At 46.3% G+C, this 23,428-nt stretch carries 21 protein-coding genes; 9 read left to right on the top strand and 12 right to left on the bottom strand.

What is annotated here, in order from left to right; genetic code table 11:
- Nucleotides 1-87 precede the first annotated feature (87 nt).
- Nucleotides 88-2,886 carry an endo-beta-N-acetylglucosaminidase gene (locus AC4G47_RS04735; protein ID WP_491104983.1) on the top strand — a complete coding sequence of 933 codons (2,799 nt, stop codon included), beginning with the start codon at nucleotides 88-90 and terminating at the stop codon, nucleotides 2,884-2,886.
- Between the two features lie 123 nt (nucleotides 2,887-3,009).
- On the opposite strand, the gene AC4G47_RS04730 is transcribed toward AC4G47_RS04735, so the two are convergent.
- The 3 genes from AC4G47_RS04730 to AC4G47_RS04720 all read right to left on the bottom strand — a co-directional run bounded on the left by AC4G47_RS04730 (nucleotide 3,010) and on the right by AC4G47_RS04720 (nucleotide 6,889).
- A complete protein-coding gene (locus AC4G47_RS04730) occupies nucleotides 3,010-3,162 on the bottom strand; it encodes a hypothetical protein (RefSeq protein ID WP_491106645.1) in 153 nt (50 codons plus the stop codon).
- 5 nt (nucleotides 3,163-3,167) lie between these two features.
- On the bottom strand, nucleotides 3,168-3,416 hold the full coding sequence (locus AC4G47_RS04725) for a hypothetical protein (RefSeq protein ID WP_491104981.1): 249 nt from the start codon (nucleotides 3,414-3,416) through the stop codon (nucleotides 3,168-3,170).
- A 356-nt stretch (nucleotides 3,417-3,772) separates the two neighbouring features.
- Nucleotides 3,773-6,889 carry an S-layer homology domain-containing protein gene (locus AC4G47_RS04720; protein ID WP_491104979.1) on the bottom strand — a complete coding sequence of 1,039 codons (3,117 nt, stop codon included), beginning with the start codon at nucleotides 6,887-6,889 and terminating at the stop codon, nucleotides 3,773-3,775.
- An 879-nt stretch (nucleotides 6,890-7,768) separates the two neighbouring features.
- On the opposite strand from AC4G47_RS04720, the gene AC4G47_RS04715 reads away from it, so the two are divergent.
- Nucleotides 7,769-8,173, top strand: a complete 405-nt coding sequence (locus tag AC4G47_RS04715; RefSeq protein ID WP_491104977.1) for a VOC family protein — start codon at nucleotides 7,769-7,771, stop codon at nucleotides 8,171-8,173.
- 405 nt (nucleotides 8,174-8,578) lie between these two features.
- Here the strand turns inward: AC4G47_RS04715 and AC4G47_RS04710 are convergent, their stop codons facing one another.
- Nucleotides 8,579-9,046 (bottom strand): DUF8821 family protein, encoded by a 468-nt coding sequence (locus tag AC4G47_RS04710; protein WP_491104975.1) that lies wholly within the window; start codon nucleotides 9,044-9,046, stop codon nucleotides 8,579-8,581.
- 23 nt (nucleotides 9,047-9,069) lie between these two features.
- Nucleotides 9,070-9,549, bottom strand: coding sequence for a GyrI-like domain-containing protein (locus tag AC4G47_RS04705; RefSeq protein ID WP_145325117.1), 480 nt, complete (start codon nucleotides 9,547-9,549; stop codon nucleotides 9,070-9,072).
- A gap of 107 nt (nucleotides 9,550-9,656) precedes the next feature.
- On the opposite strand from AC4G47_RS04705, the gene AC4G47_RS04700 reads away from it, so the two are divergent.
- Together AC4G47_RS04700 and AC4G47_RS04695 are read left to right on the top strand one after the other, a co-directional pair.
- On the top strand, nucleotides 9,657-10,622 hold the full coding sequence (locus AC4G47_RS04700) for a helix-turn-helix transcriptional regulator (protein ID WP_491104973.1): 966 nt from the start codon (nucleotides 9,657-9,659) through the stop codon (nucleotides 10,620-10,622).
- A gap of 415 nt (nucleotides 10,623-11,037) precedes the next feature.
- The gene (locus tag AC4G47_RS04695; protein WP_491104971.1) at nucleotides 11,038-11,247 is read left to right on the top strand and encodes a hypothetical protein; all 210 of its coding nucleotides are present in this window, start codon (nucleotides 11,038-11,040) and stop codon (nucleotides 11,245-11,247) included.
- Between the two features lie 145 nt (nucleotides 11,248-11,392).
- Here the strand turns inward: AC4G47_RS04695 and AC4G47_RS04690 are convergent, their stop codons facing one another.
- Together AC4G47_RS04690 and AC4G47_RS04685 are read right to left on the bottom strand one after the other, a co-directional pair.
- Nucleotides 11,393-12,928, bottom strand: a complete 1,536-nt coding sequence (locus AC4G47_RS04690; RefSeq protein WP_091037865.1) for a replication initiation and membrane attachment family protein — start codon at nucleotides 12,926-12,928, stop codon at nucleotides 11,393-11,395.
- A gap of 385 nt (nucleotides 12,929-13,313) precedes the next feature.
- Nucleotides 13,314-13,607: a YuiB family protein gene (locus tag AC4G47_RS04685; protein ID WP_076211070.1), complete on the bottom strand. Its 294-nt coding sequence runs from the start codon at nucleotides 13,605-13,607 to the stop codon at nucleotides 13,314-13,316.
- A gap of 228 nt (nucleotides 13,608-13,835) precedes the next feature.
- On the opposite strand from AC4G47_RS04685, the gene hemQ reads away from it, so the two are divergent.
- Entirely contained in the window at nucleotides 13,836-14,582 is a 747-nt protein-coding gene (hemQ, locus tag AC4G47_RS04680; protein ID WP_347386165.1) for a hydrogen peroxide-dependent heme synthase, read from the top strand.
- A 150-nt stretch (nucleotides 14,583-14,732) separates the two neighbouring features.
- On the opposite strand, the gene AC4G47_RS04675 is transcribed toward hemQ, so the two are convergent.
- The gene (locus AC4G47_RS04675; RefSeq protein WP_036673350.1) at nucleotides 14,733-14,987 is read right to left on the bottom strand and encodes a hypothetical protein; all 255 of its coding nucleotides are present in this window, start codon (nucleotides 14,985-14,987) and stop codon (nucleotides 14,733-14,735) included.
- Complete coding sequence (locus AC4G47_RS04670; protein ID WP_145325110.1) at nucleotides 14,984-16,177, bottom strand: NAD(P)/FAD-dependent oxidoreductase; 1,194 nt, start codon at nucleotides 16,175-16,177, stop codon at nucleotides 14,984-14,986. Before AC4G47_RS04670 ends, AC4G47_RS04675 begins: the two co-directional genes overlap by 4 nt.
- Nucleotides 16,178-16,801: 624 nt before the next feature.
- Between AC4G47_RS04670 and AC4G47_RS04665 the strand changes: the two genes are divergently transcribed.
- Together AC4G47_RS04665 and AC4G47_RS04660 are read left to right on the top strand one after the other, a co-directional pair.
- Nucleotides 16,802-17,776, top strand: coding sequence for an NAD(P)/FAD-dependent oxidoreductase (locus tag AC4G47_RS04665; RefSeq protein WP_210437008.1), 975 nt, complete (start codon nucleotides 16,802-16,804; stop codon nucleotides 17,774-17,776).
- 77 nt (nucleotides 17,777-17,853) lie between these two features.
- Nucleotides 17,854-18,105, top strand: a complete 252-nt coding sequence (locus tag AC4G47_RS04660; protein ID WP_458124001.1) for a hypothetical protein — start codon at nucleotides 17,854-17,856, stop codon at nucleotides 18,103-18,105.
- Nucleotides 18,106-18,126: 21 nt separating this feature from the next.
- Here AC4G47_RS04660 and AC4G47_RS04655 read toward each other — a convergent pair whose 3' ends face one another.
- Nucleotides 18,127-18,270, bottom strand: coding sequence for a sporulation histidine kinase inhibitor Sda (locus AC4G47_RS04655; RefSeq protein WP_017692430.1), 144 nt, complete (start codon nucleotides 18,268-18,270; stop codon nucleotides 18,127-18,129).
- A 355-nt stretch (nucleotides 18,271-18,625) separates the two neighbouring features.
- On the bottom strand, nucleotides 18,626-19,285 hold the full coding sequence (locus tag AC4G47_RS04650; RefSeq protein WP_458124002.1) for a YheC/YheD family protein: 660 nt from the start codon (nucleotides 19,283-19,285) through the stop codon (nucleotides 18,626-18,628).
- 237 nt (nucleotides 19,286-19,522) lie between these two features.
- Here AC4G47_RS04650 and AC4G47_RS04645 point away from each other — a divergent pair, with 237 nt between their 5' ends.
- Both AC4G47_RS04645 and AC4G47_RS04640 read left to right on the top strand, forming a co-directional pair.
- On the top strand, nucleotides 19,523-19,777 hold the full coding sequence (locus AC4G47_RS04645; RefSeq protein ID WP_458124003.1) for a hypothetical protein: 255 nt from the start codon (nucleotides 19,523-19,525) through the stop codon (nucleotides 19,775-19,777).
- A gap of 26 nt (nucleotides 19,778-19,803) precedes the next feature.
- Nucleotides 19,804-21,330 (top strand): Ppx/GppA phosphatase family protein, encoded by a 1,527-nt coding sequence (locus AC4G47_RS04640; RefSeq protein WP_491104966.1) that lies wholly within the window; start codon nucleotides 19,804-19,806, stop codon nucleotides 21,328-21,330.
- Here the strand turns inward: AC4G47_RS04640 and ppk1 are convergent.
- Nucleotides 21,290-23,371 (bottom strand): polyphosphate kinase 1, encoded by a 2,082-nt coding sequence (gene ppk1, locus AC4G47_RS04635; protein WP_458124005.1) that lies wholly within the window; start codon nucleotides 23,369-23,371, stop codon nucleotides 21,290-21,292. The two genes, AC4G47_RS04640 and ppk1, sit on opposite strands and share 41 nt — an antisense overlap.
- Between the last annotated feature and the right edge of the window lie 57 nt (nucleotides 23,372-23,428).

The following is a 23,428-nucleotide window of genomic DNA, read 5'->3' as shown; positions in this document are numbered from 1 at the left end:
AAACGCTTTCATCCACTATCGTTAACCATAAGTTTAGCTTTGTGTAAAAGAATACCTTACATTCATTCCACTTGAAGGAGGAACAGCATGACACGCAAACTCAAACCAAAAGGCCTCATTCCCAAGGTCACTGCCATGGTCCTGACCACGGCTCTGCTTGGACAAGTTGTTGCATCATCCGTATACGCAGGAGACACGCTCCCTTACACTGGTGAAAGTGCCAAAGGGGTGAATCAGCCCTATCAGCACGGATATACTTCGGCCCAGATTCTGAACTGGACACCGGAAAGTGATATCCATGGTGATCTGCTTCGTGCCCATGTTCCCTTGCAGCCCCGCAATGAAGCGTTCGCTGCCACCCAAGCTTATCCTGAGCTTAGTCCAGACACCCAACTGTTCACAATGAGTGGTGATTACGGCAATGCATTCTTTGATAGCACACCTTATACCAATGAATTCAGTCAATATCTGTTTAATTATTGGCAGTATACAGACTACTACAGCTATTGGCACGGTATGGCCTCCGCAGGAGTACCGGAGGAGCTGTACGACCCGAGTAAAGAGTGGACGGAGAAATACTTCGAATTCGGCATATTGAACATTCCGAATCCAGCCTACACCAATGCAGCCCACAAGAATGGCGTTAAGTCCATTGCCAATATCTTTTTCTCGGATAATGACCGTGGACCACAGACGTACAAACAAATGCTGATCCAGGATGAAAACGGTAATTTCCCTGTGGCCGAGAAATTGGCCGAGATGGCGAAGTACTACAACTTCGATGGATACTTTTTCAATCAGGAAGAGGTTGCCCGGGGTGTAGCCCCTGAGGATATCGCTTCCTACAAGAAATTCATGAAATATCTAAGAGATGAAGGCCTGTACGTTCAGTGGTATGATTCCACCATCAATACAACGGGCAAGATTCAATACCAGAACCAATTCAATGGGCTCAACAGCCCCTTTGTACAAGATTCCGTTCTCGGCAGAGTCTCGGATTCCATTTTCCTGAACTATGTATGGAACCACAAGATGCTCCGCGATTCCCGTGATCATGCCCTTAGCCTGGGACTGGATCCACTGGAAACCGTATTTGCTGGTGTTGAAGGTGGACATGACAAGTTCGGCCGCTGGAAGCAGTCCTATGACCTGCGCCATAATCTGGATGAGAACGGTCAGCCCATGAACAGCATCGCGACACTGGGTGCCGATTTCACCCACAACGCTCTGGATGAAGAGATGGGCGATGGGAGCACGAATCATCGTGCGGAGGATGAGTACCAGTGGATGACCTTTGTACGTGATCGCGCCTGGTGGTCTGGTCCAAATCAGGACCCGACAGATGCACGTCGTAATGCGTCTGCCGATCTGTCAGATGTGTATGCTTCCGGTACGAATTGGGATGGAATCGCTGCGTATCTGACCGAACGCTCCGTCATCAACGGCTCCAATTTTGCGACCAGCTTCAATACGGGCCACGGTCTGAAATATTATGAAGACGGCGCCGTCTCGAACGATAAAGAATGGTCGAATATCAACATTCAGGATATCCCTGTCACTTGGCAATGGTGGATGGATAGTAAAGGTGACAAGCTCAGTGTTGATTTTGACTACGGTCCATCTTATGAGAAAGGCGCAAGGTACAACTATGACTCCATTGGCGCATTCAATGGCGGCAGCTCTCTCGTGGTGAACGGTACATTGAACGCAGATAACTTCCTGCGCCTGTACAAGACCGACCTGTCCGTCAACGGACGATCGAAACTGGAACTGACGTATAACAAACCGTCCACTAGTGATGCTTCCTCCCTGCATGTTGGGTTAATCTTCGAAGATGATCCATCCAACGTGGTCAACGTAAATGTGCCTGATTCAGGCCAGCATACGGAAGGCTGGAAGACCGTTTCAATGGATTTGAGCGCATATCAAGGCAAAACCATTGCCGCTATGGGATTATCCTTTGATCCTAATGGCGAGGCAATTGAGAGTTATCAGATGAATATTGGCGAGATCCGTATATTCGATGGTTCAGTGGCTGTTCCGGATGCACCTACCGGATTCCATATTGCCAAAGCACTGACCAACACTGATGAACTGGTTGTCGCATGGGACATGAAGGACTATTCAGAGGTCAAGCAATACAATTTATATGAAAATGGCGCCTATGTAGGCGGCGTGTATGATTCCACTTTTTATATCAAATCGCTAAAACAGCCGTCTGGTGAACTGTCTATACGTGCTGTTGGTGCAGACGGTACCGAAAGTGAAGCAACCGTCTTGCCTTATGATCTGAATGCATCCGTTCAGAATATTGATGTGAAATTCAAAAAGAATGGCGATGCTATTGTAAGCTGGAAAAACCCGAAGAAAGCGAAAGATTCGGGCAAAGACAAAGATAAGAATACCGGTAAAGATAAAGGCAATGAGTCGATTCAACTCATACTACAAACCGAATACACAAAAGAACCTTTCACCAAGTCGCTTCAGGTCAAAAAAGGAAAACAGTCTGCCGTCCTGACCGGACTTCCGACCAACGGTGAGCATTACGTGCTGAACATCGCCATTGCCGATCAGAACCCGGTGACCCATACCGGGCAGCTCGCAGATCTTCAGATTACACCATACGCCAAGGAAAAGGTCACGGTAAAAGATGGAAAGTACACACTTGCCCTGCCTGATCTGGAGGACTGGTACAAAATCTATGTTTATGAAAATGGGGTGCCACGCGAGTTCGGAGTCACTTATGTTTCGCAGAAATTCCCGTATATCATTCGGGGCAGAACGAAGCTCAGTGAACTGACTTTCACGCCATCGTCCGGTAATAGCTCATTGAAGCTCGTCATTGAGGATTATGCGGGCAATCAGGCTACTACGATTTTGAGGTAACACTGCAAAGTATATTTTGTGCACGCCTGCATAACAGAAAAGAAACGTACAGCCCTTCACTTCCCAAAGGAAGTTGAAGGGCTGTTTTTGTTGATCTCAACTGCTCTTTGAACACCATTTCCGTTAGCCTAGTCCTTCGGATAAAATTGAGGATAAATGCTTGCGCAACCGCTTTTTGTCTATTTTATCCACGGCTGTTCTCGGCAATGTATCCACAATGAACAGTTGAGTCGGCCATTTGTACCGAGCAAGGTGTGGCTCACAATACGCCCGCACTCGTGTCAGATCCAAACTGTCACCGTCCCGTAACACGACGAAGGCGACGAGTTCCCGCCTTCGTCGGGAAGAGGATGTCCGATTACGGCCGCGTCGATTACCGCCTCATGGGTCACAATAACATGCTCCACTTCGGCACAGAACACATTGGAACCGCCCACAATAACCATATCCTTCAAGCGATCAAACACATAAAGGTAGCCTTCGACATCCAGGCAACCGACATCCCCAGTTCGGATCCAACCATCAGGCATGGTCTCGGCAGTAGCCTCCAATTGGCGCCAATACCCCAGCATGGTCTGTTCACCTCGAACAACGATTTCTCCAGCCTCGCCCGTAACTGTCTCACTTCCGTCTGTAAGCCTTGCAGATTTGGAGCAAGCTAACCAAGAATACGTCTCGTTCTATAACCACGAAAGTTTTCAAAAGAAATTAAACGACCGCTTGGAAACGGCCACAGCTTAAGGCGTCTTTTTTGTGTCTATTTGACGGAGTTATGACTAATATGGCGACTTCTTATGCGTGCATGTTCGGGTCCCCTGACATCCTCCTCTAAAAAAACAAACCACTGACAGTTTTAGGCTGTCAGTGGTTGTTTAAATAAACTTACTTACTTGTCAATTAAATTGGTCATCTTCAGCATTCTTGCAATTAATGCCGTCACTTCCGCACGCTTCATCGGCGCTTTCGGGTTGAGTTGAGTACCCTCGCCCTGAATGATACCTGCTTCGATTAGTTGCGCTACATCCGCTTTCGCCCAGTTGGCTACTTTTGCCCCATCTGGATATTGAGCCAAGGCAGAAGTATTACCAGCAGCCGCATCGGGTTGAATCAGGCGATACGCACGGGCTACCATAGCGAAGCCTTGCTCTCTCGTAATTTGTTTGTCGCCGTAGAAGTAGCCATCGTCATAACCACGAACGATATCAAATTCATCTGCAATGGCGATAGCATTTTTATTCCAGACGGAAGCCGAGACATCCGGGAAGTTAACCAGCGATGCTTCCTGACGCATCAGACCCAGACCGAGGACCACGATCTCCGCAAACTCGGAACGTGTTACACTGCGTTCCGGCGAGAACGTGTTATCCCCATTCCCCTTCAGATCCAGTCGTGCTGCGATGTTATTCACATCCGCTTGACCCCAATGGGTTCTCACGTCGGTGAAATCCTCTGGATTCCAGATCACTGAGTAAGTACCACTGCTACGCAGGTCATTAATTTGTGCATAATAACGATTATTGATCTTCGTTACAACGGTAGGCAGGTGATACACGCTGCCGTCTTGATTCACTACAACGCCTGTCGTAATCCGGTTTGGATCGATGCCTTCCGGCAGAGCGATGTATTTGGCTGCATAGCCATTCAATTGACCGGATTCTACGGTCTTCCCGCCATGGCTAAACGTCAGGTTCAGATCAACCGGATTAACCAGCAGTTCATAACCTCCCGCAGCTGCTTTGTTCTTCGCAGATGCGATCAATCCTTCCGCAGAAGGCTTGATGTCGATGCGAACCCCGATATCGCTAAGCGCTGCATTGCCCAATTGACCAGCGACAGAATTCAGGTTCATTTTTCCGGCAGGTACCGGATAAATGGCCAGCGGGTTGCTGATTTTCAGGCTTGCTCCCTTATCGCCCAACTTCCTCAAGGTGTCCGCTGTCAATCCGTCAACCGTCAGATCTCCTTCATTTGGCGAGTGAACCGTCAGATCCTGGCCTGAACCTTCTGATACAGCTTCACCCAGCTTGTCCGGATCTACCTTAACTGAAGTTGTCGTACGGCCGTCTGAAGTTGAGGTTGTGCCTGTTGCAAACGGATTGTCTTTGCCATCGACAGTTATGTCAAAATTGCCCTTTGGAGCTTCAGGAGTACTTGGCGTTGTTGTTGGAGTTGTGCTTCCGCCACCCCCGCCTCCGCTGCTGCCATTATTTCCACTATTGAATGTACGGAAAATGTTCAGCGTATACAGGGTCTCTCTTCCGTTAACCGTAACCTTAACAACAATTGTGTTGGGGCCTTCATTCAAAGGCAAATGATCACTTGCTGTACCGCTAGTCGCGTCTGTCCAGGCACCATTATTGAGCGAAAACTCAATCTTGGCATTCGGATCCAGACCTGCAACGGAGTCCAGTGTTGGTTTGAAATATACGCTGTACGTTGCAGTAGTAGCAGTGTAATTATGCGTATTTTCGGCAAAAGCAGGAGACAATGGAATCGAAGTTCCATCGTGAGCGCTCAGCTCTAGACCGGTGAGATGCGATTTTTGAGCAGACTCTACTACGAGCGTCTTGGATTCTTTGGCCACTTTACCATTTCTAACTGCCGTTACATCAACAGTATATGTTCCATCCGGCAATTCTGCCGACGAGGTAAAGCTCCAATTTCCATCTTTATCTGCTTCTACTTCTCTTCTTTCAAGCACATTTCCGTTCTCATCCTTCAATTCAACGGTGATTTTCGAATTTTGGTCTGCGACACCTTTGAGTTCAGGCTTGGATTCATTGACCAGACCACCACTTGGCTCGGTGACCAGCATGGGTTTAAGCTGCTCTTGCGCTATTTTTAATTGCTCAAGTGCTTTATTTACTTCTTCTTGTGTTTTGTTTTTGTTATCAAGCACTGCTTTGGCGTCTTCCAGCGCTTTTTTATATGCTGTCCATTCCGAAGCCTTATAATCTTCTTCGTTCAGTTGATTCCCTTCCTCAACAGCTTCTTTAAGATCGGTAATATTGACAATAGAAACGGTTTTCTCGGCGATGATTCCAAAATCCTCGTCACCCTCCATGCCGCCGTATTCAATGACATACCCTACAACATTGTTGCTCAAAGGGTAATCGTTCCATTGTCCTGCATTGGCGCCAGGCCCAAAAATATGCGCTACGTATTCCAGACCACTATAATCATTAGGCTCGCTGGTAGCCCAGTTGGCATACCCAATTTTCGTACCGCCTAGATAGCCTTGGTAGAATCTCAGACCATTCCCGTTGTCCTCCAGACCCTCCGGCCCGGTTACCCAGCGCCAGTCACCATTGACTTTAGCACCGCCGTTTTTGCGCTCGATATCTTGTGCACCAATCCAGCCAACACCCTCTGTCTTTTCTTTGACAAACGCATTCTCTTGAGCATCTGTGATCGTGACCAGATAGCCTTCGCGCCCGAAATAGTCGGCTGCTGCAGCCTCATTTTTTGCATCAGTCCAGGAAATATTGCTCCCCTTATTGATATATTTATAAAAATGACCGTTGGCATCATAAGGAAGGGCATCACCCAAGGTAAATCTAACGGTTCTGGCTGACGTATTGCTGGAGGTTGTTGAAAATGCAACAGTTGACAATGTCTGCATATAATCTTCAGCTGACGCAGTTCCTTTGAACGTTAATACACCATTTGCAGTATTATATTTTCCTGTAATTCCTGGCGCTGCGGTAAATGAAAGTTGATCCCCTGCTTGAAAATTTTCAAGCAACACGGTGGCAGCGTCCAAATTGGTTGTATAAGCGGAATCTTGAATTACAATTCCAGGATCAATAACTGCTCCAGACGATTGCTGTCCATCCACAAAATCGTAACTGGATGTGCCACCTGACGTGGTAATTAATGCCTGATCTGCATCAGCTGCGCTGACAGCCGTCGGAACCACCGGTAAACCACCTACGGTCAGAGCTGCTGCGAGGAATAACGCTCCATGCTTTTTCTTAAGAAACTTGTTGCTTTGTTTAAACACGTTCTTTTCCCCCAATCAATTTTTAGACAAACTCTTTTCTTGTCACTTTTACATAAGGGCAAATGTTTGCCCTTTTTTAAGCAACCTCCTTAGAAATCTAAGTATCGCTGCATGTGGTTGTCGGCAAATCCCACATTTTCTATAAATCTTATTTTAACAATCGTATCTCTACAAAAACTATACAAATCATATGGCCGGTTTGTAACTCTTGTTTACCAATCAAGCACTCGGGAATTTAAAAAGGGTGACCCCTTTAGAATACAGAGATCACCCTCTTGAAGCCATATAGGTCTTTTTTTAGAAATGTCCGTTATATAGCGTACAGTTCACCCGGGAAGGCCTGCTTTTTGTTTGTGCAGTAATTTGGTCAGATAAGGCCCCATCTGTTTGTCGGAGAAATTAAACGGCGAATGGATATCCTTCAGTTACATATTGCCTTTAATAATTAGAACATATACGGCAATGTCCTTAAACTAACCTGCCCGTTAGCTTAAAGCGATCAAAGTATATGTCTATTCGACATTCAGTACATGTTCTTGTCCTCTCAATATCCGGTGCCCCGGATATAATCATAGTCTCACACTTTGATGCCAACCGATATGCCTCTTCTACATTCTGATTCAGGTAACCCTCCGAATATAACAAAATATCCACTTCGGGGTTGGAAGCGTTCCTAGTCAGGATTCTCTTCTGCTATCCTCCCCCATTCATAAATAAAAGCCGGGTTTCTTCATAAAACACTACTGACATACAGTTGTCAGTAGTGTTTTTGTATAGTCGGAGTACGTAATCGTAAAGGAGTAGGAGATAAATGCGAAGTATTTTGGTTCAAAATGATACGATACGTTGTATCACTTATTATGGGAAGGATGGTATCTCATGAATTTTGCTTCTGTACGCATTATTACCGACGACGTAGATCGTCTCATCGAGTTCTATGAGAAAATCACGGGTGTTTCGGCGGAACGCCCCGCGCCCGTCTTTGCCGAATTCGTTATGCCATCGTGCACCTTGGCGATCGGCCACTCCCAGACGGCGCAACTGTTCGGTGATGGTTCCGCAGTGGCGGCCGACAATCACACTGTCATTATCGAGTTCCACGTCCATGATGTCGATGCCGAATACGAGCGTTTGAAGCCGTTTATCGACGAGTGGGTAAAGGAACCTACTACGATGCCGTGGGGGAACCGTGCCGTTCTGTTTCGCGATCCCGACGGTAACCTTGTTAACCTCTTCACGCCGGTGACCGAGGAAGCAATCCAACGGTTCAGCGGTAGGCGTTGACGGACAGTTGAAGTCAGTGAGGCGAATTTCGTAATTAGCAATGTTACTGAACGCATAAAGAGACCATAGCGACGAGCTATGGTCTCTTCATTATATCTAGGTTCTTCATTAATCATCGAGTAATGGATTTATTTCGCGATCTCGCAGGTGCTGGCAACCTGTTTGTAATTGTGCTAACGGGTCTATCAGTGAAAAGGGTACCTTAATAGCAGGCAGGTACTCTTGGTGGATTAGTTCATCATGTCCTCCCGACGGGGCTGGCAACGTTCCGGGCATGGGGATTAACCGAACAGCGATGGGCCGGAGCCAACACAATGAAGAGAAGGCGTCGATACGTAATGCAAAATGTACAAGAAATCGCTCAAATATAGCGGAATGGAATTGAACTTATGGGTGCTGTTTGCTTCAATATTCTCCTTTTATCACAAAGAACGTACCTCGAATTGTCCCAGCCAGTTTGGACTTCTGTCTAGCAAATTTAAACTTCTTTTCTTCCAGCTCTTGAGGTACTTCCATCCCCTCTGAAAGCTTAAAACCAACAGCCCGCTTTTTGGGGTTATCCAATGTATACATGACGTTGACCGCCAGACCATCTTCATAAAAGACGTAGGCCCATCTAATATTATCCACTTGAAAGTGAGAGGTTTCCAATGGTCTGGCCGCAAACTCAATACCACGTTCTTCTTTCAAAATTCGGCTCACATACGCAAGCGTCTCCTGGCTCTCGCCGGCTGGTACGACCGTAAATTCATGCTTGTATTTGTTCATAAAGTAACGGGCTTCATTCGCTCGCATACCAGCAAGCGCTTCTGCTACTGGTGAAGATTCTAGAGCAACTGTGGACACATTTTTAAAATCAACGATAGGGGACATCCTCGTTCCTCCTCTGATTTCATTTACTTCTCCACAACCGGAATCCACATTTCCCCATATACTAGGCCGTCTCGTTGCCCCATCTCAACCGTTGCATTGGGCCCGCCAACATAAGCAAAATCGTCGGCTGCTGGCAAGACTTGACCAAAGGCAATACCTGTCAGCCTATTACTCAACTCATCAGCCGTCTTCCCTTCCCCTTTGACGACGAGGTATTGTCCTTCAGGGAATTGGATCACTCGGTGTTCTTCTGGTACCGATGCTTCGGTCATGACGCCGGCATAATACATCATCTTGTGATTTATCGCTTCGTTCACGGCAAAAATGTAGTCGTTCGCAGCGACGGCTTTTAAAGCGTCAAGCCTTCCATCCTGCGCCACGGATTGCCAAAAGTCTTGCTTCTCCTTGTTCATACCTGCATAATCCGTGTAATCGCTCTTCAGCTCCGTGCCAATACCTAGAACGATAAAGCTGTCTTTTTTTTCAAGGGTATACACTGCCATGATTAACACTCCTTTTTCTGAAATGGATCAAATGATTTGTTATTTCACTTGATACGTTTATAATAGCTATAAATCATGTCAAAATATGATACTGTTTAGAGGGCCAAATGAAAAAAATTGAACGGATTAACATCATCATGCGGTACATCAATAACCGCGCTCAATTTACCATTTCTGAAATCATGCGAGAATTTAACATCTCTCGTTCAACAGCCATTAGAGATATCAGAGAAATTGAAGCAATGGGGATGCCTCTTGTCGCCGAGGTCGGGAGGGATGGGGGTTATTTTGTTATGAACAACTCTGTCCTGCCGACTGTCCGCTTTACCGATAATGAGATTAAAGCTCTATTTATTGCCTTCATGGCCACAAAAAATCAACAGCTCCCATATCTCAAGAGTCGCCATTCTTTAGCGGAAAAATTACTCGGTCTTATCTCGGAAAGCCAGCAAGATGATCTCGTTCTGTTAAATCAAACCCTTTTGTTTGAAGGAACCAACCCCCACAATCCCGACCTGCTTGATCTGTCAGATCTGCCCCATCCTATGTTAGAACAATTGATCCAAACCATTCTTATGGACAGCTATTTAATGGTTTCCGTCGAGGAATCGAGGCAAATAAAGTCTTATCCCATCTATTTGTTGCACCTTTACCGCGAAAAAAGCTCTTGGCAAATTGAAGGCTTTGATCTCGAGGAGGAAAAGAGACGGATTTTTCCTGTCGACAATCTCACAGATGTCAAACCATACCCTAAGAAAAAAAGAATAAATAAGAAGAAGATTGTAGAACAACTACGCAAGCAGGAAGAAGCCATCAACCTTGTCCTAGAACTTGGCCCAAAATCGATTGCCCAGTTCAAAAAATACCATCCCTTAAAAATCTCAATTTCATACACAAACCCTTTTCAGACTACGGCTATTTTAAAAACTTTCATCAATGTTCATCATCCGGATGAGTTGGCCGAAATAACAAATTGGCTGCTTTTCCTAGGTCGAGATATTAAGGTCAGGGAAATACCGATAGAGGTTGTGGAACGTTTGCAGGAGAGTATAGCTTTATTTGGGAACTCTTGAAGATAATTTTTTCTTTCTTTGCTGGTTCAATAAGTCTTTCTATGTTTGTTGGTGTATTGTTGATTGGTGGGAAAGAGTATCAGTGTCGTCTGATTTTCCGCATGCAGAGAGAAGCAATGCTCTTAAGTTAGGTAGTTTTTTCTGGATTATCACAACGATCTGGAGGGAATAACATCACGTAACCGCCTCCACTAGTGTTGTTGGATCTCCATCGAATGAATGGATTGCTATCCAAGCAGAAAAAAGTGCCGGCAGCAACCTCATTCTCGTAAACCTTAAAACAGGAAAGCACCCGATTTTAAACGATCGTCTTGAAAAAGCAGGTAAGCAAGGTGTAGAAACAATAGCCTCATATAATTGGTCACCAAAAGAAGATATCATTGCATTTTCTTACGGAAATACGGAGAAAGACACTTTGGCAATATACGATACTAAGAAAGATAGTTTTGTTGATCTCCCTCGGGCAACCAACTATATCAGCACAGGTTTAATTTTATGGCATAAGAACGGAAAAAGTATTGATTACATTAGTGAGTATCCTTCAGATCAATGGATTCTTTTCAGATACGATACAGAAAACAAAAAAGTTAAGCCTGTAAAAAAGATTACTCAGAAAGATTTTTAGCAGTGGTTTAAATTAGATAAATATCCTGCAAAATAATGAAAAGAGTTGATTGAACGTAACTTACGTTTCTGTAGTTCAACTTATATAGCAAAAGGACGAGTCTCCGTTCAAACGGGGACTCGCCTTTTTGATTTTATTCAAAAAATTAAGAAGTTCCTTTTTGCTTACTCGCCTGCATCTGCTGGGCGAATCGCATCATCTCTTCGAACTCTTCCTCGGATACGGCATCCCCATCGGTGCTTATGTCTTGTACAATCGGAATTTCGGGCTTGGCTTTGGTTCCTTTGCCGTATGTACGGGTACGGGTTCCAGCTGCACCAGCAGCCTGCTTGCCTTTGACCTTGGCCTGGTCGCGAATATATTGAACAGCTTTCTCGTAGGAGTTCACCTGCTTGAGCAGCATGTTAGAGGCGATCGCCTCAACGAAGTTTCGGTTAATCCGCTGCTCTCCACCGGATACAAGCAACGCCATCAAATAATGAATCAATACATTGATGACTTCACCAGGCAACTTGTAACTCAGATCAATTTTCTCAAATATATCGATCAGATTGTCCGGCACTGCACCTGGGAAGAACGTCTGCAACAGACGCGTATAAGGCTCATTACGCAGCATCATGTTGTATTGATGAATATCACACTTGGTCATAAATTGCGGAGGCACTTCGACGTAGTATTCCATCTGTACCCCATGCTCAACAGGTGGTTCACCAGAGTCCTCTTTCCGTTCAGGCTCCTCCATATGCTGTCTTAGAGCCACGACCTTGGCTGCCTGTACAGTCTGTTGCTCATGACGCTTCTTCGTCTGCCTGAACTGCATGCTCGCCTTATGCTGGAGATCATCCAGAATCAGCTGGCCCTGCGGACTGAAAATATCATCTTCGTCCAGCAGTCGGCATACATCCTGCACACTGAGATTAAACTTGTTCACTACATAATTTACAATGCCCAGTTGTTCGTGATCGAACCGTAGTTGCTCCACATGACGGCGATTGACGGACTCCCGCGGAAAACGCAAAATAATGTCGGCGTAGTTCAAACTGTTTTCTTCTGCTGCATCATTCGTGCCTGTCCGCTGGGCCGTAGTCGATACTTCCGACAATGCTTGCTCCAATTCGTAATCAATCACATGGGTATTCAATTCAAATATATCGTAAAAGGGAACGGAAATATTCTCTTTATTGGCTGCCGGATAAGGCGCGTCCCCATTTTCCACTGCCGAGAAACCGGAACGCAGGGAAAGGACGGCGAATTTGCCTATCTTGTCACGAAGCAACAGTGTCAAATGCTGTGTCCGGAAAAATTCTGCCGGAGAGAGCGGCGGTTGCAGCTCATATTCGTAGATATAATCATCATTTTCCGGAATATATAACCGTGAAGTCTGAAGTAGCCCCACCGCTTCAAGCTTGGACGCCTGCTCTACCAGATATTTACGCCCTTTCTCACTTGGCTCAAGCCCAAGTGTCATGAACAGCCTCCGTTGCTGTTCAAGTGGCGAATAACCGACCTGTTCACCGGGAAGATGCTGAAACAACAGCCGATACAAGCCAACCGCAAAAGCACCTACCATGGGCTGATATGCTCCTGTAAGCATACGGTCATCCAGGGCGCTAAGTCCAAACTCCCTGTATACGCAGTAGCGATGATGTTCAGTATAATGGTGCAGATTCTTCATGCGCATAGCCTGATCTCCTTCTCCCCAAAAGTATGTTTATCTATTCTATCATAAATGTCTGATCCTCAAATGCTCAAAAACAGGTAAAAAGATGGCCTGTCCTCGCTCCGTTTCGTCCTAGGTCGACATCATTCACGTTTTCGCCGAATTAAGCAACTTCCGAAAAAAACATGTCTAGAGTCGCTAGATTACTATAAAAGCTGTAGCAGCAGAATACAAGTGAAGATCTGAAGAGAATGTTCTCCAGATGTATATGAAGTACAACTGTACAATCATTCATCTTATATCAGTGAACAGCAAAAAAGCCTTCCCTTTGTACTCGTAAGCGTTTACGACAAAGACAAGACTTTCACGCGATTACAGACATGCACGTGTTACCTCTTCCAGCAAACTAAAACATTCTGTACCCACCCAGACGCAACTTCTGGATCGTCCAGCCACTGATTACCGCGCCAGCCAGCCCAGCGATCCCCGTCATATAGTCTACAATCTGGAAAGAACCCAGGTGTGACATCAGAGACGACGAATGATCCCATAGAGAGTACACGACGATAGGCAAAATTACAATGATGAACAGATAGGAAGGAAACCAGGTGGTCTTCATCAGCATGTTCAGAATGAAACCGATACCAAACATCATAACGAAAAATAATACCATTAATACCAACACAGGTATAAATTGCATCGGGCGACATTCACCTCTTCTTTCACACATTCGGGTTTCACTTCTGGATAGTAGTTAGTGTACCGCAAAAAATGTGGCGAAGCAACGAACTTTCTGGACAAATTTGTCTGTATTCACGCTCTGTTCATTTGCCCTTCTGCTTCATGTTGGGATACAATGTAAACGATAAAGTACTCACCCGTCCCTTATAGGGATTTGGAAATATATCTTGCAGGAGGAACACAACCAATGAACGAAGCCGCATCAACACTGGAGGGCTGGTACGCCCTGCATGATTTTCGCTCGATTAACTGGGCCGCCTGGAAAGCAGCAGATGATGAAGAACGTGCTGTAGCACTGGACGAGCTTCAGGAATTCTGGAAAGAATGGAAAGAAGTCGAGGATTCTTCCAAAGGAAGTACAGTCGTGTATACGGTTGTAGGTCAAAAAGCAGACCTCGTCATGATGCACCTGCGTGAAACGCTGGAAGATCTGAAGGCTGTTGAGAACGCGTTTAACAAAACGATGTTTGCTCAATACACAACCAAATCGTATTCCTACGTCAGTGTAGTGGAACTGAGCAACTACCTTAGCAAAGAAGGCGAAGACCCGATGCAAAATCCGGAGATTATCGCCCGTCTGAAGCCTGTTCTGCCGCAACGACAATACATCTGCTTCTATCCGATGAACAAAAAGCGTGAGCTGAATGACAACTGGTACATGCTGTCCATGGACGAGCGTCGCACCATGATGCGCAGTCACGGCATGATTGGCCGCAGCTATGCAGGTAAAGTGAAACAGATCATTACTGGCTCTGTCGGTTTCGACGATTGGGAATGGGGCGTTACACTGTTTGCGGACGATGCACTTCAGTTCAAGAAACTCGTCTATGAGATGCGTTTCGATGAAGTTAGCGCCCGTTATGGCGAATTCGGTTCGTTCTATGTCGGAAGTTTGTTGAACGAAGGAACACTGGAAGACATGCTTAAGCTGTAAAAATAGCGCAAAGCACAATAAAGCACCGCGACATCTCCTGTAAAGGATACTGTCCGCGGTGCTTTTTCTCATTCATGTACGCGTGGACAACCAATTCGGATGGTGATCCATTTGCAGTTGTTCACTCTATTTATAAGTCTCTGTTAATTCTTAATCCTCGTCCTCCTCATCAACCGCTTTCAGCGATTCGAGAAACTCTGCTGTGGCCCGATCACGGTCACGACCCTTCTCTTTAAGTCGCTCAATCGCGGGCAAAATGAGAATATCCACTTCTTTCTGCACGATGTAGGCCAGATCATACTGATCTTGTTCCTCCAGATAACCACCGACCTGCATCAGGGCATTGTATCGATCCAGTTCCTCACGCGTTAATAGTCCCCGGACCTGAACACTGCAATGTCTCATCCAAAAAACCGCCCTTTCTTCAAGACTAACGGAATACCACCAATGATGAACAGATAACGCAGATCAACCAGCTTCTTCAACTGAGCCGCTTTCCAGCCCTTGTATTTCTTGCCACCTACAACAGCAATGGCTTCACCTTTACCCAATGAAGCAACCGTACCCTTGCTCGTAAATACAAAAGGTTGTGGCTGTTTCTTGCGAATGGATGCCACGACGTTCTTGGCACAGTTCACGCCCTGCTGCATCGCAATCTGTGCTGTTGGCGGATATGGACGCCCTTCCTGGTTGAAGACCAGTGAATTGTCACCGATGACATAAACATGCTCATGTCCAGGCGCACGTAGATACTCATCAACCTTCACACGCCCCCGCATCACTTCAAGGCCTGCCTGTTCAAGCAGTGAGTTGCCGCGAATACCGCCGGTCCATACGACTGTAGCAGCATCGAGTTTTTCTCCCTCACCCACAATAACCCCGTCCGGGAGACATTGCTTGATTGGAACACCAATTTTGAAAGTAACGCCCTTCTTCTTCAGCACGTTCATCGCATGCTCTACCAGTTCCGGATCAAATCCAGGCAAAGCTGAAGGCGCTGCCTCTACATTGTAGATGTGCACATGTTTCGGATTCACGTCGAACTCCTTGCACAGCTGTGGAATGCGATCTGCAAGCTCAGCTACGAATTCAACACCACTAAAACCGGCTCCACCTACGACAAACCGAATACGATTTCGTTTGTTGTCGTTTTTGTACATCGCAAATTGATATTCGATGTGTTCCCGAATCAGTCTAACCGAGTTAATGCTGCGGATTGTCATGGCGTGGTCGAGCATACCCGGAATACCGAAAGTCTCGGGTTCCCCGCCTAGTCCAATAATCAGATAATCATACGATAACGTGCCGTCCTCCAGAATAATCTTCCGATCCTGCAGACGAATCTCCTTCACGGAAGATTTAACCAGGTCAATCTTGAACTCATCAATCAGCTTGGAAATGGGAACTCTTGCATGCTCAATGGTATCCGTGCCAGCTGCCGGCATATGTAGATGTGTAGTAATATAATGATAATCATGCCGGTTCACCAATGTGACGTCGGCCTCGTTATAGTTCAATTCCTTCTGCAGCCGCTGGGCTGTCAGAATCCCGCCATAGCCCGCGCCGAGGATGACGATTTTGGGAATACTGCTCATGTCTATACCCCTTCCGGTTTCACTTGCATCATCCCGATCTTGGGTGAGATGCAAAATGCACATACTTACAAATATTGATGAGGTCTTGCCCATTATGACGACAAATGTTAACTTCGCGAATTTATTTAAACGTTTGCATCAATTTCATAACTCACTAAAAATGGATTCTGTGAAACTATATCTAGACTTGATTGAAGTAGCTAAAGGGTTTATGAAATTGATTCGTTTGCACGCAAGTTATCGTTTCAAGTTGTGAAATTAACCACAAGTTTCCACAAAATACGGGAGTTGTCTTCACATTACATATTGACTCTAAATTAGACAAAAAAACACATAGTACAGGTCAAGGATATCTGTATTTCTGGTAAATATCAAGGTTTTTTTTGTTATTTTTCATAACCTTTCATTTCCAATTTCATCCTATTATCATCTGATCTTCATCAATTGTTCTCAGTTTAGTGACGCCGCTAACTTTGCAACCCTGAATACACCGTTTATAATAGGAAAGACAGTTCAGCCCCAACGTCGGTTACGATATGTAGCCTGCACATTCTTCCTGTTAACTACCTATTAAAATATGAAAGGTGTTGTTGATTCTTGACTGCACAGAATTCCAGTCACGATATGACTGATTTGCTTATTATCGGTGGAGGCCCTGCGGGTCTGTTCGCCGCATTTTACGGTGGGATGCGTCAGGCATCCGTTACCCTGGTTGAAAGTATGCCACAGCTTGGCGGACAGCTTGCCGCTCTGTATCCGGAGAAATACATCTATGATGTAGCTGGATTCCCAAAAGTAACGGCTCAGGAACTGGTGAATAACCTGGTTGAGCAAATGAGTCATTTTAACCCGAACATCCGCCTTGAAGAAAAGGTTGTATCGGTTGAGAAAAAGGATGAACAACACTTCGTCGTGAAGACCGATGAGAATGAATATCATGCCAAAGCTGTTATTATTACAGCGGGTGTAGGTGCATTCGAACCACGTCGCCTGGAGCTTGAAGGTGCTGCCAAGTTCGAGAAGAGCAACCTCCACTACTTCATCAGTGATCTGAATGCCTTCGCTGGCAAAAAGGTACTGATCAGTGGCGGTGGTGACTCCGCTGTAGACTGGGCACTCATGCTGGAGCCCATCGCTGAGCAAGTAACGCTGATCCATCGCCGGGACAAGTTCCGTGCACATGAGCACAGTGTCGAAAACCTGATGAATTCCAAGGTTAATGTCGTTACACCGACCGAAATCACGGAACTTCACGGAGATGACACGATTACCAAAGTAACCCTCTCCCATGTGAAAACCAAAGAAACACAGGAAATCGAAGTAGATGACGTGATTGTTAACTTCGGATTCGTCTCTTCTCTCGGACCTATTGCCGAATGGGGAATCGAAATTGACAGCAACTCCATCGTCGTTGATTCCCGCATGGAAACGTCTATTCCAGGGATCTTCGCTGCCGGGGATATCACAACATACCCAGGTAAACTGAAGCTGATCGCTGTCGGATTCGGTGAAGCTCCAACAGCAGTCAACAATGCGAAAGTATACTTCGATCCGGATGCCAAGTTGTCCCCAGGACACAGCAGCAACATGAAACGCTAATTTTTTTATGAAATAACATAATTGATACAAAAAAGGGTATCTTACTCCTGAGTGAATCCATATCAGGAGGGATACCCTTGTCTTATATATGCCCGCTGTGTAACGGTCTGGTTGTACCGGAGCAGGCTTGCCCCCACTGCCTTCAGGGACTGTTAGAATGCGGCAAATTGGACGATTACACCGGACCATACAGCCCCTACGTATTCCAAACTTCCTCTGACACGGCAGACGAAGCCGAAAACGTTTGCAATCATGTGATGTACTGTCACCATTGTCAGACGAGCACGCCATGGCCTGTCTCACTATGGGACTTGTCCGGAAACCTGTAACATTGCCTGCAATGAGGATCTCTAGTGAAGAATGGCAGATACGTCGGTACCCAGTTTGCGCTTATGGATCTCTGCCAACAGCAGTGCGATGAAATCTCGTTCGAGATTCAACTCAATCGCTTTATGGTAGGAATCCAACAACATCTCATCGGATAACATAGCCATTTCCCGCCACAACCTTTCCTTTTTTTTCCTCAAAACTATCATATCAGAGATTCATATAGAGAACAAGCGTTCTTGTTATCCACAACAACATGTGGAAATCCTGTGCATAGTTTGTTGATAAATGGTAAAAATGTTGAGTAATCAACGTGTATAGTGTGGACAATATTTATGCACAGGTAAGATGTACTACCATCAGAACGTTTATCAGCGTATTTTTTTTGGAATAAATTCATAGTTTCAAGACTTGTTGCGAGTAAATTACCCGGCAATGTAAAATTTCAAACGTTTTTCAAACTGTTTTCTTCTATATATTATCGGTTTTTCTTGAATTTTCTTGAGGTTTTTCATCGATTTTCTATTGAGGTCTGGTATTCACTTCCAGAATCCAAATCTTGCCTGAATAATCCAGTCCATAATCAAATCCAAGCTGTCCTACACCCGGGAACTGGCTCTCCATAATGTACGTGCATGTCAGTGTAAGTGAGCGCATCTCCCGGCGTTTGTGCCGACCGGATATATGTGGCAGGGACAAACCAAGTGCTCTCCTTCCCGATAGCATGGTGCCTCCCTTGCTCAGATTCGTCACACAAAGTCCTGGGCGAGCGAGTCGTCCTACCAGGGAACGGAATACCCAGCCTCTTTCGGTCTTGACGACTTTGACTCTGTAATCGACAGGTCTCCCTTGAATCGTTGCCAAATGAATGCCTTGCTGGATCAAGTACCTGCGTCTTGCCTTCACACGTACCAGAGAGCGATACATTTGGCTAAAACTTGCGAAAGAACGGGTCGTTTTCATATGCGTGTATCGATAAGCCCCACCGCTCACCGATACCCGCATGACACCGTAACCTCCGCCACCTACAATCGGTTTGATATACACCATTCCATAACGACTGAGCATATGCAGCAGATTCCCCGAGTTAAATGCCTTGGTCTGTGGGATATGGACAGCAGCTACCGGGTATTTCATCAGAGCCGCTGTCTTCCGCCATTTGCTTGCAAGCTGTCTCGACATGGGTTGATCTCCTTCCTTGAAACAATAGTCCTTCCTTATACATACTCAACAGAAGCCTTGCTTTCTTGGATGTCTGTCCACGGCAGGGGCCCCTTTTCCATGAAACTTGTCCCATGATCATGGCGGAAACGGGAACAAGCGCCCGGTTTGCTTTTCAAACAAGTCAATCTGTCGTATGCTACTAAGGAATGGCTTGGAAGGGCTTAAATATGAGGATCTAAGGAGCGTTCAGAAGAAATGGAAGCATTTTTTAAATCACTGTATGGCGTAGCCTATTTTGCAATGTCTATCGTTCTGGTAGCCGTCACGGTACTTCTCTTTGTTACAGGTATCCGACTGTTTATTCAAAAGCGAAATCGCGGCTTTGCCGTGAGTTGTCTTATATTTGCCTGTTTCATCGTCTTTATCATTGTTGTTATGCTCACTACGCCCTTCTCTGCCACACCGCCGGGTTCACCGGAAGCCATTGCTTCCCTGCTTCACTTCGGGTAGTTGAACCTCTGTAGAAGGAGATGCTTATGACACATAATGAAACTTTAGGAATTATTGATATCGGTTCGAACTCCATTCGTCTAGTTATATATGAACTGGATCAGGATGAAGCCTATCGCATCATTCATGAAGACAAATTCGCCGCTCGTCTGAGCAGCGTTGTTGAGCCGGATGGAACCATCCTGCGCCATTCTCTGGATAAAGCCATCACCATCTTGCGTCAATTCAAAGCGACCTGTGAGGCGTATCAGACCACACTGATCCGTGCAGCAGCTACGGCAGCTATTCGTAATGCAAGCAATGTCCTGCAGATTATCGAGTGGCTGGAGACAGAGACGGGGCTTATCATCGAATGTGTATCCGGAGATCGTGAGGCCTACTATGGTTTCCTGGGAGTTACTCAATCCATTGATCTGGCAGACGGTTACGTCGTCGATATTGGAGGCGGTAGCACGGAGATTACGGTCTTTCGGGATCGGAAAAGGTTACATAGCATATCCCTTCCCATTGGTGCCGTGAATTCACATGCCCGTTATGGGGGCGAAGATCAGTGGACCGAAGAGAATGCGAATGCACTGTGCAACGAAGTCATTCAAGCTCTCCGTGGACAGGATTGGATTCGTGAGCATCCTGGCCTGCCACTCATCGGACTTGGCGGTACGATGCGTACACTCGCCAAAGTGGAACAGAAGCGAATCCAGTATTCTCTGCCTGTCACCCATCATTATGAGATCGGTGAGGAAGCGATGGAGAACATCGCGCGCTCCTTGCCACATCTCACCTCGGCACAGCGCAAAAAGGTACCCGGGCTCGCCAAAGACCGCGCAGATATCATTGTGCCGGGCGTATTGATCCTGCGAACAGTCTTCCGGTTAATACAGGGAGATCGTTATGTGGTTAGTGGTACGGGTCTACGGGACGGGTTGTTGCGAGATTACAGGGCTGGAGGTCAGCCGGTCGTTCCAGACGCGCTGAAGGACAGTATCCGTAACTTTATCCATTTTGGTCCGCCTATTCCAGAGAAACGTCTGCAACGGATTCATCAGGATACGATTACCCTGTATACTGCACTACAAGGGTCTGCGCCTGATCAAGCAGATGCCAGAATCCTGTATGCGTCCTCCATGCTGCATATGGCTGGTAAGCAGATTAACTATTTCCGATATACTCAACACTCGGCCTACTGGATCATGAATGCCAGCATCTATGGGCTCTCTCACCGGGAGACCATTCTCAGTGCCAGTGCAGCCGATTATCATCCCAAAAAAAGAACGCCCCAGCTGCTGAATAAGCACCGGGACATTCTGAAAAACTCGGATGAGCGGCATGCTCATCGTATAGGCTCTCTACTGCGCGTAGCCGAAGCCATCAATCGATCCGAGAGCATCGCTTCGATCGAAGCAACAAAAGAAAACGACTCGCTGCAGGTGCAATTCACCTGTACAGCCGAGCCGTTACTGGAACTTGAAGGCCTGGAAGAGGCCGTCAAGGATTTACAGGAAGCCTGGGGCGTTACGTTAACGCACTCCATTCAACAGGCTTCCAAGGGATAATACCCATGGCCTCCGTCTGACTTCTCAGCGGGGGCTTTTCATTTTCTACAAATACATAATTGCCACCAGGCATAAGTTCTCTGGCTTTGACATTGTCCATAAGGGACAGATTAAGAATATCCACCAGCATCTTCTTCAGCTCTGGATCGAACACGGGACACATCAGTTCAATTCTTCGATTCAGGTTACGTGTCATCCAATCTGCACTGGAGATGAATACATCGGGGTTGCCGCTATTTTCAAAATAAAACAACCGGGAATGCTCCAGGAAGCGATCCACAATGCTAATGACCCGAATGTTCTCACTGAGTCCTTCCACCCCTGGACGCAGACAGCATACGCCTCGCACGATCAGATCGATCTGCACTCCAGCCTGAGAAGCCTCGTACAATTCATCAATTATATCCTGATGGGACAAAGAGTTAATCTTGGCAATGATTCTGGAAGGTTTGCCTTTAAGGGCATGCTCCGTCTCACGACGAATCAATGCGAACAGTTCATCCTTCATACCATCCGGAGCTACGTGGAACGCCTGCAATGCCTTCGGACCGGAATATCCGGTAATCTCATTGAATAATTCGGATGCATCTTCTCCAATAATCGGATTGGAGGTGAACAGTCCCACGTCCGTATACACTTTGGCTGTACTCTCATTGTAGTTACCTGTTCCTACATGAACATAACGTCTCAATCCCTGCTGTTCCCTGCGGACGACAAGAATGATTTTGGCATGGGTCTTCAGTCCAACCAGTCCATATACCACGTGACAACCGGCCTTCTCCAACTTCCGGGCCCACGCAATATTGCGCTCTTCATCGAACCGGGCTTTCAGTTCCACCACAACCGTGACCTGCTTACCACTTTCAGCAGCCAGTGCAAGTGCCGGAATAAGGCGTGAATCGCCATTGACGCGATATAATGTCATCTTGATGGCCAGCACTCTTGGATCTTCCGAAGCCTCCAATATGAAATCGGTGACCGGTTCAAACGATTCATACGGATGATGCACCAATACATCCCGTCTGCGCAGCAGCTCGAAATGACTTTCTCTGGGCAGGAACTCCAGTGGATAGACGGGTTTCACCGGACTGTATTTCAGATGCGAGAAGCCCTCCAGACTATCCACGAATCCAGCCAGAAAACTCAGATCAAGTGGTCCATCTATCTCGTACACCGGGTCTTGAATATCGAATTCATCCTGCAATTCGAGCAAGGCATCCGGACGAAAGTCCTTGCAGACTTCCAGTCGTACAGGAGCCCCTCGGCGTCTGCGTCGCAATTCTTTCTCAATCGCCTCAAGCAGATCTTCCGCTTCTTCTTCATTAATGAACAGATCCGCATTGCGGGTCACTCGGAATTCCTGTGCAGCAAGCGAGATATATCCGCTGAAGAGCGTGTGAATATGATGTTTGATCAAGTCTTCAATCAGTATGAACGTTTTCTTTTTGCTATTCGCCCGAATGGGAGCCTGAACCACACGCGGCAGATTGGAAGGTACCTGAACAATAGCCATAAACGGTTCGCCCTCTTGCTCCCCTTCCTTCTGCAGCATCACGGACAGATAGACAGACTTGTTGTGTACCAGTGGGAACGGACGACTCTGGTCTATCGCCATCGGTGTGAGTACCGGGAAAATAATCTCATGAAAGTACTGATCCATTGCGCGCTGCTGTGTCACATTAAGATCGGTATATTCCTGAATGTTTATGCCTTTCTTGGCGAGTATACGAATAAGTTCACGATACGTTTTATACTGTTCGGCGACCATGGTCCCGATTCGTTTGATCAATCTGCGGTACAATCCCGAAGGCGTATACCCTGTAAAATCCTTTTGTGTAAATCCGGCCTTGATCTTCTCTTTCGTCTCGGCCACTCTTACACTGACGAACTCGTCCAGATTACTGGCGACAATACCGAGAAATCTCATGCGTTCCAGCAGGGGCGTCGTTGGATCCTGGGCCTCTTGAAGTACGCGCCGATTAAATTCAACCCAACTCAAATCGCGATTAACGTAGTTACCTGTTTTGACGTCTCTATGCATGTATGGCCTCCGAATGTGTTGCATATCTATTCTTGGTTAGAAGTTCTCATATAATTG

It is taken from the genome of Paenibacillus sp. Negev47, assembly GCF_058313655.1.
The sequence above is the reverse complement of the archived record's forward strand: the minus strand, read 5'-3'. Positions and strand labels throughout refer to the sequence as shown.

Excerpts from the sequence above, each read along its gene's own strand:
- AC4G47_RS04735 (WP_491104983.1), top strand. The coding sequence starts at position 88 with ATGACACGCAAACTCAAACCAAAAGGCCTCATTCCCAAGGTCACTGCC.
- AC4G47_RS04725 (WP_491104981.1), bottom strand. The coding sequence starts at position 3,416 with ATGCCTGATGGTTGGATCCGAACTGGGGATGTCGGTTGCCTGGATGTC.
- AC4G47_RS04715 (WP_491104977.1), top strand. The coding sequence starts at position 7,769 with ATGAATTTTGCTTCTGTACGCATTATTACCGACGACGTAGATCGTCTC.
- AC4G47_RS04710 (WP_491104975.1), bottom strand. The coding sequence starts at position 9,046 with ATGTCCCCTATCGTTGATTTTAAAAATGTGTCCACAGTTGCTCTAGAA.
- AC4G47_RS04705 (WP_145325117.1), bottom strand. The coding sequence starts at position 9,549 with ATGGCAGTGTATACCCTTGAAAAAAAAGACAGCTTTATCGTTCTAGGT.
- AC4G47_RS04700 (WP_491104973.1), top strand. The coding sequence starts at position 9,657 with ATGAAAAAAATTGAACGGATTAACATCATCATGCGGTACATCAATAAC.
- AC4G47_RS04690 (WP_091037865.1), bottom strand. The coding sequence starts at position 12,928 with ATGCGCATGAAGAATCTGCACCATTATACTGAACATCATCGCTACTGC.
- AC4G47_RS04685 (WP_076211070.1), bottom strand. The coding sequence starts at position 13,607 with ATGCAATTTATACCTGTGTTGGTATTAATGGTATTATTTTTCGTTATG.
- hemQ (WP_347386165.1), top strand. The coding sequence starts at position 13,836 with ATGAACGAAGCCGCATCAACACTGGAGGGCTGGTACGCCCTGCATGAT.
- AC4G47_RS04675 (WP_036673350.1), bottom strand. The coding sequence starts at position 14,987 with ATGAGACATTGCAGTGTTCAGGTCCGGGGACTATTAACGCGTGAGGAA.
- AC4G47_RS04670 (WP_145325110.1), bottom strand. The coding sequence starts at position 16,177 with ATGAGCAGTATTCCCAAAATCGTCATCCTCGGCGCGGGCTATGGCGGG.
- AC4G47_RS04665 (WP_210437008.1), top strand. The coding sequence starts at position 16,802 with ATGACTGATTTGCTTATTATCGGTGGAGGCCCTGCGGGTCTGTTCGCC.
- AC4G47_RS04655 (WP_017692430.1), bottom strand. The coding sequence starts at position 18,270 with ATGGCTATGTTATCCGATGAGATGTTGTTGGATTCCTACCATAAAGCG.
- AC4G47_RS04650 (WP_458124002.1), bottom strand. The coding sequence starts at position 19,285 with ATGTCGAGACAGCTTGCAAGCAAATGGCGGAAGACAGCGGCTCTGATG.
- AC4G47_RS04645 (WP_458124003.1), top strand. The coding sequence starts at position 19,523 with ATGGAAGCATTTTTTAAATCACTGTATGGCGTAGCCTATTTTGCAATG.
- AC4G47_RS04640 (WP_491104966.1), top strand. The coding sequence starts at position 19,804 with ATGACACATAATGAAACTTTAGGAATTATTGATATCGGTTCGAACTCC.
- ppk1 (WP_458124005.1), bottom strand. The coding sequence starts at position 23,371 with ATGCATAGAGACGTCAAAACAGGTAACTACGTTAATCGCGATTTGAGT.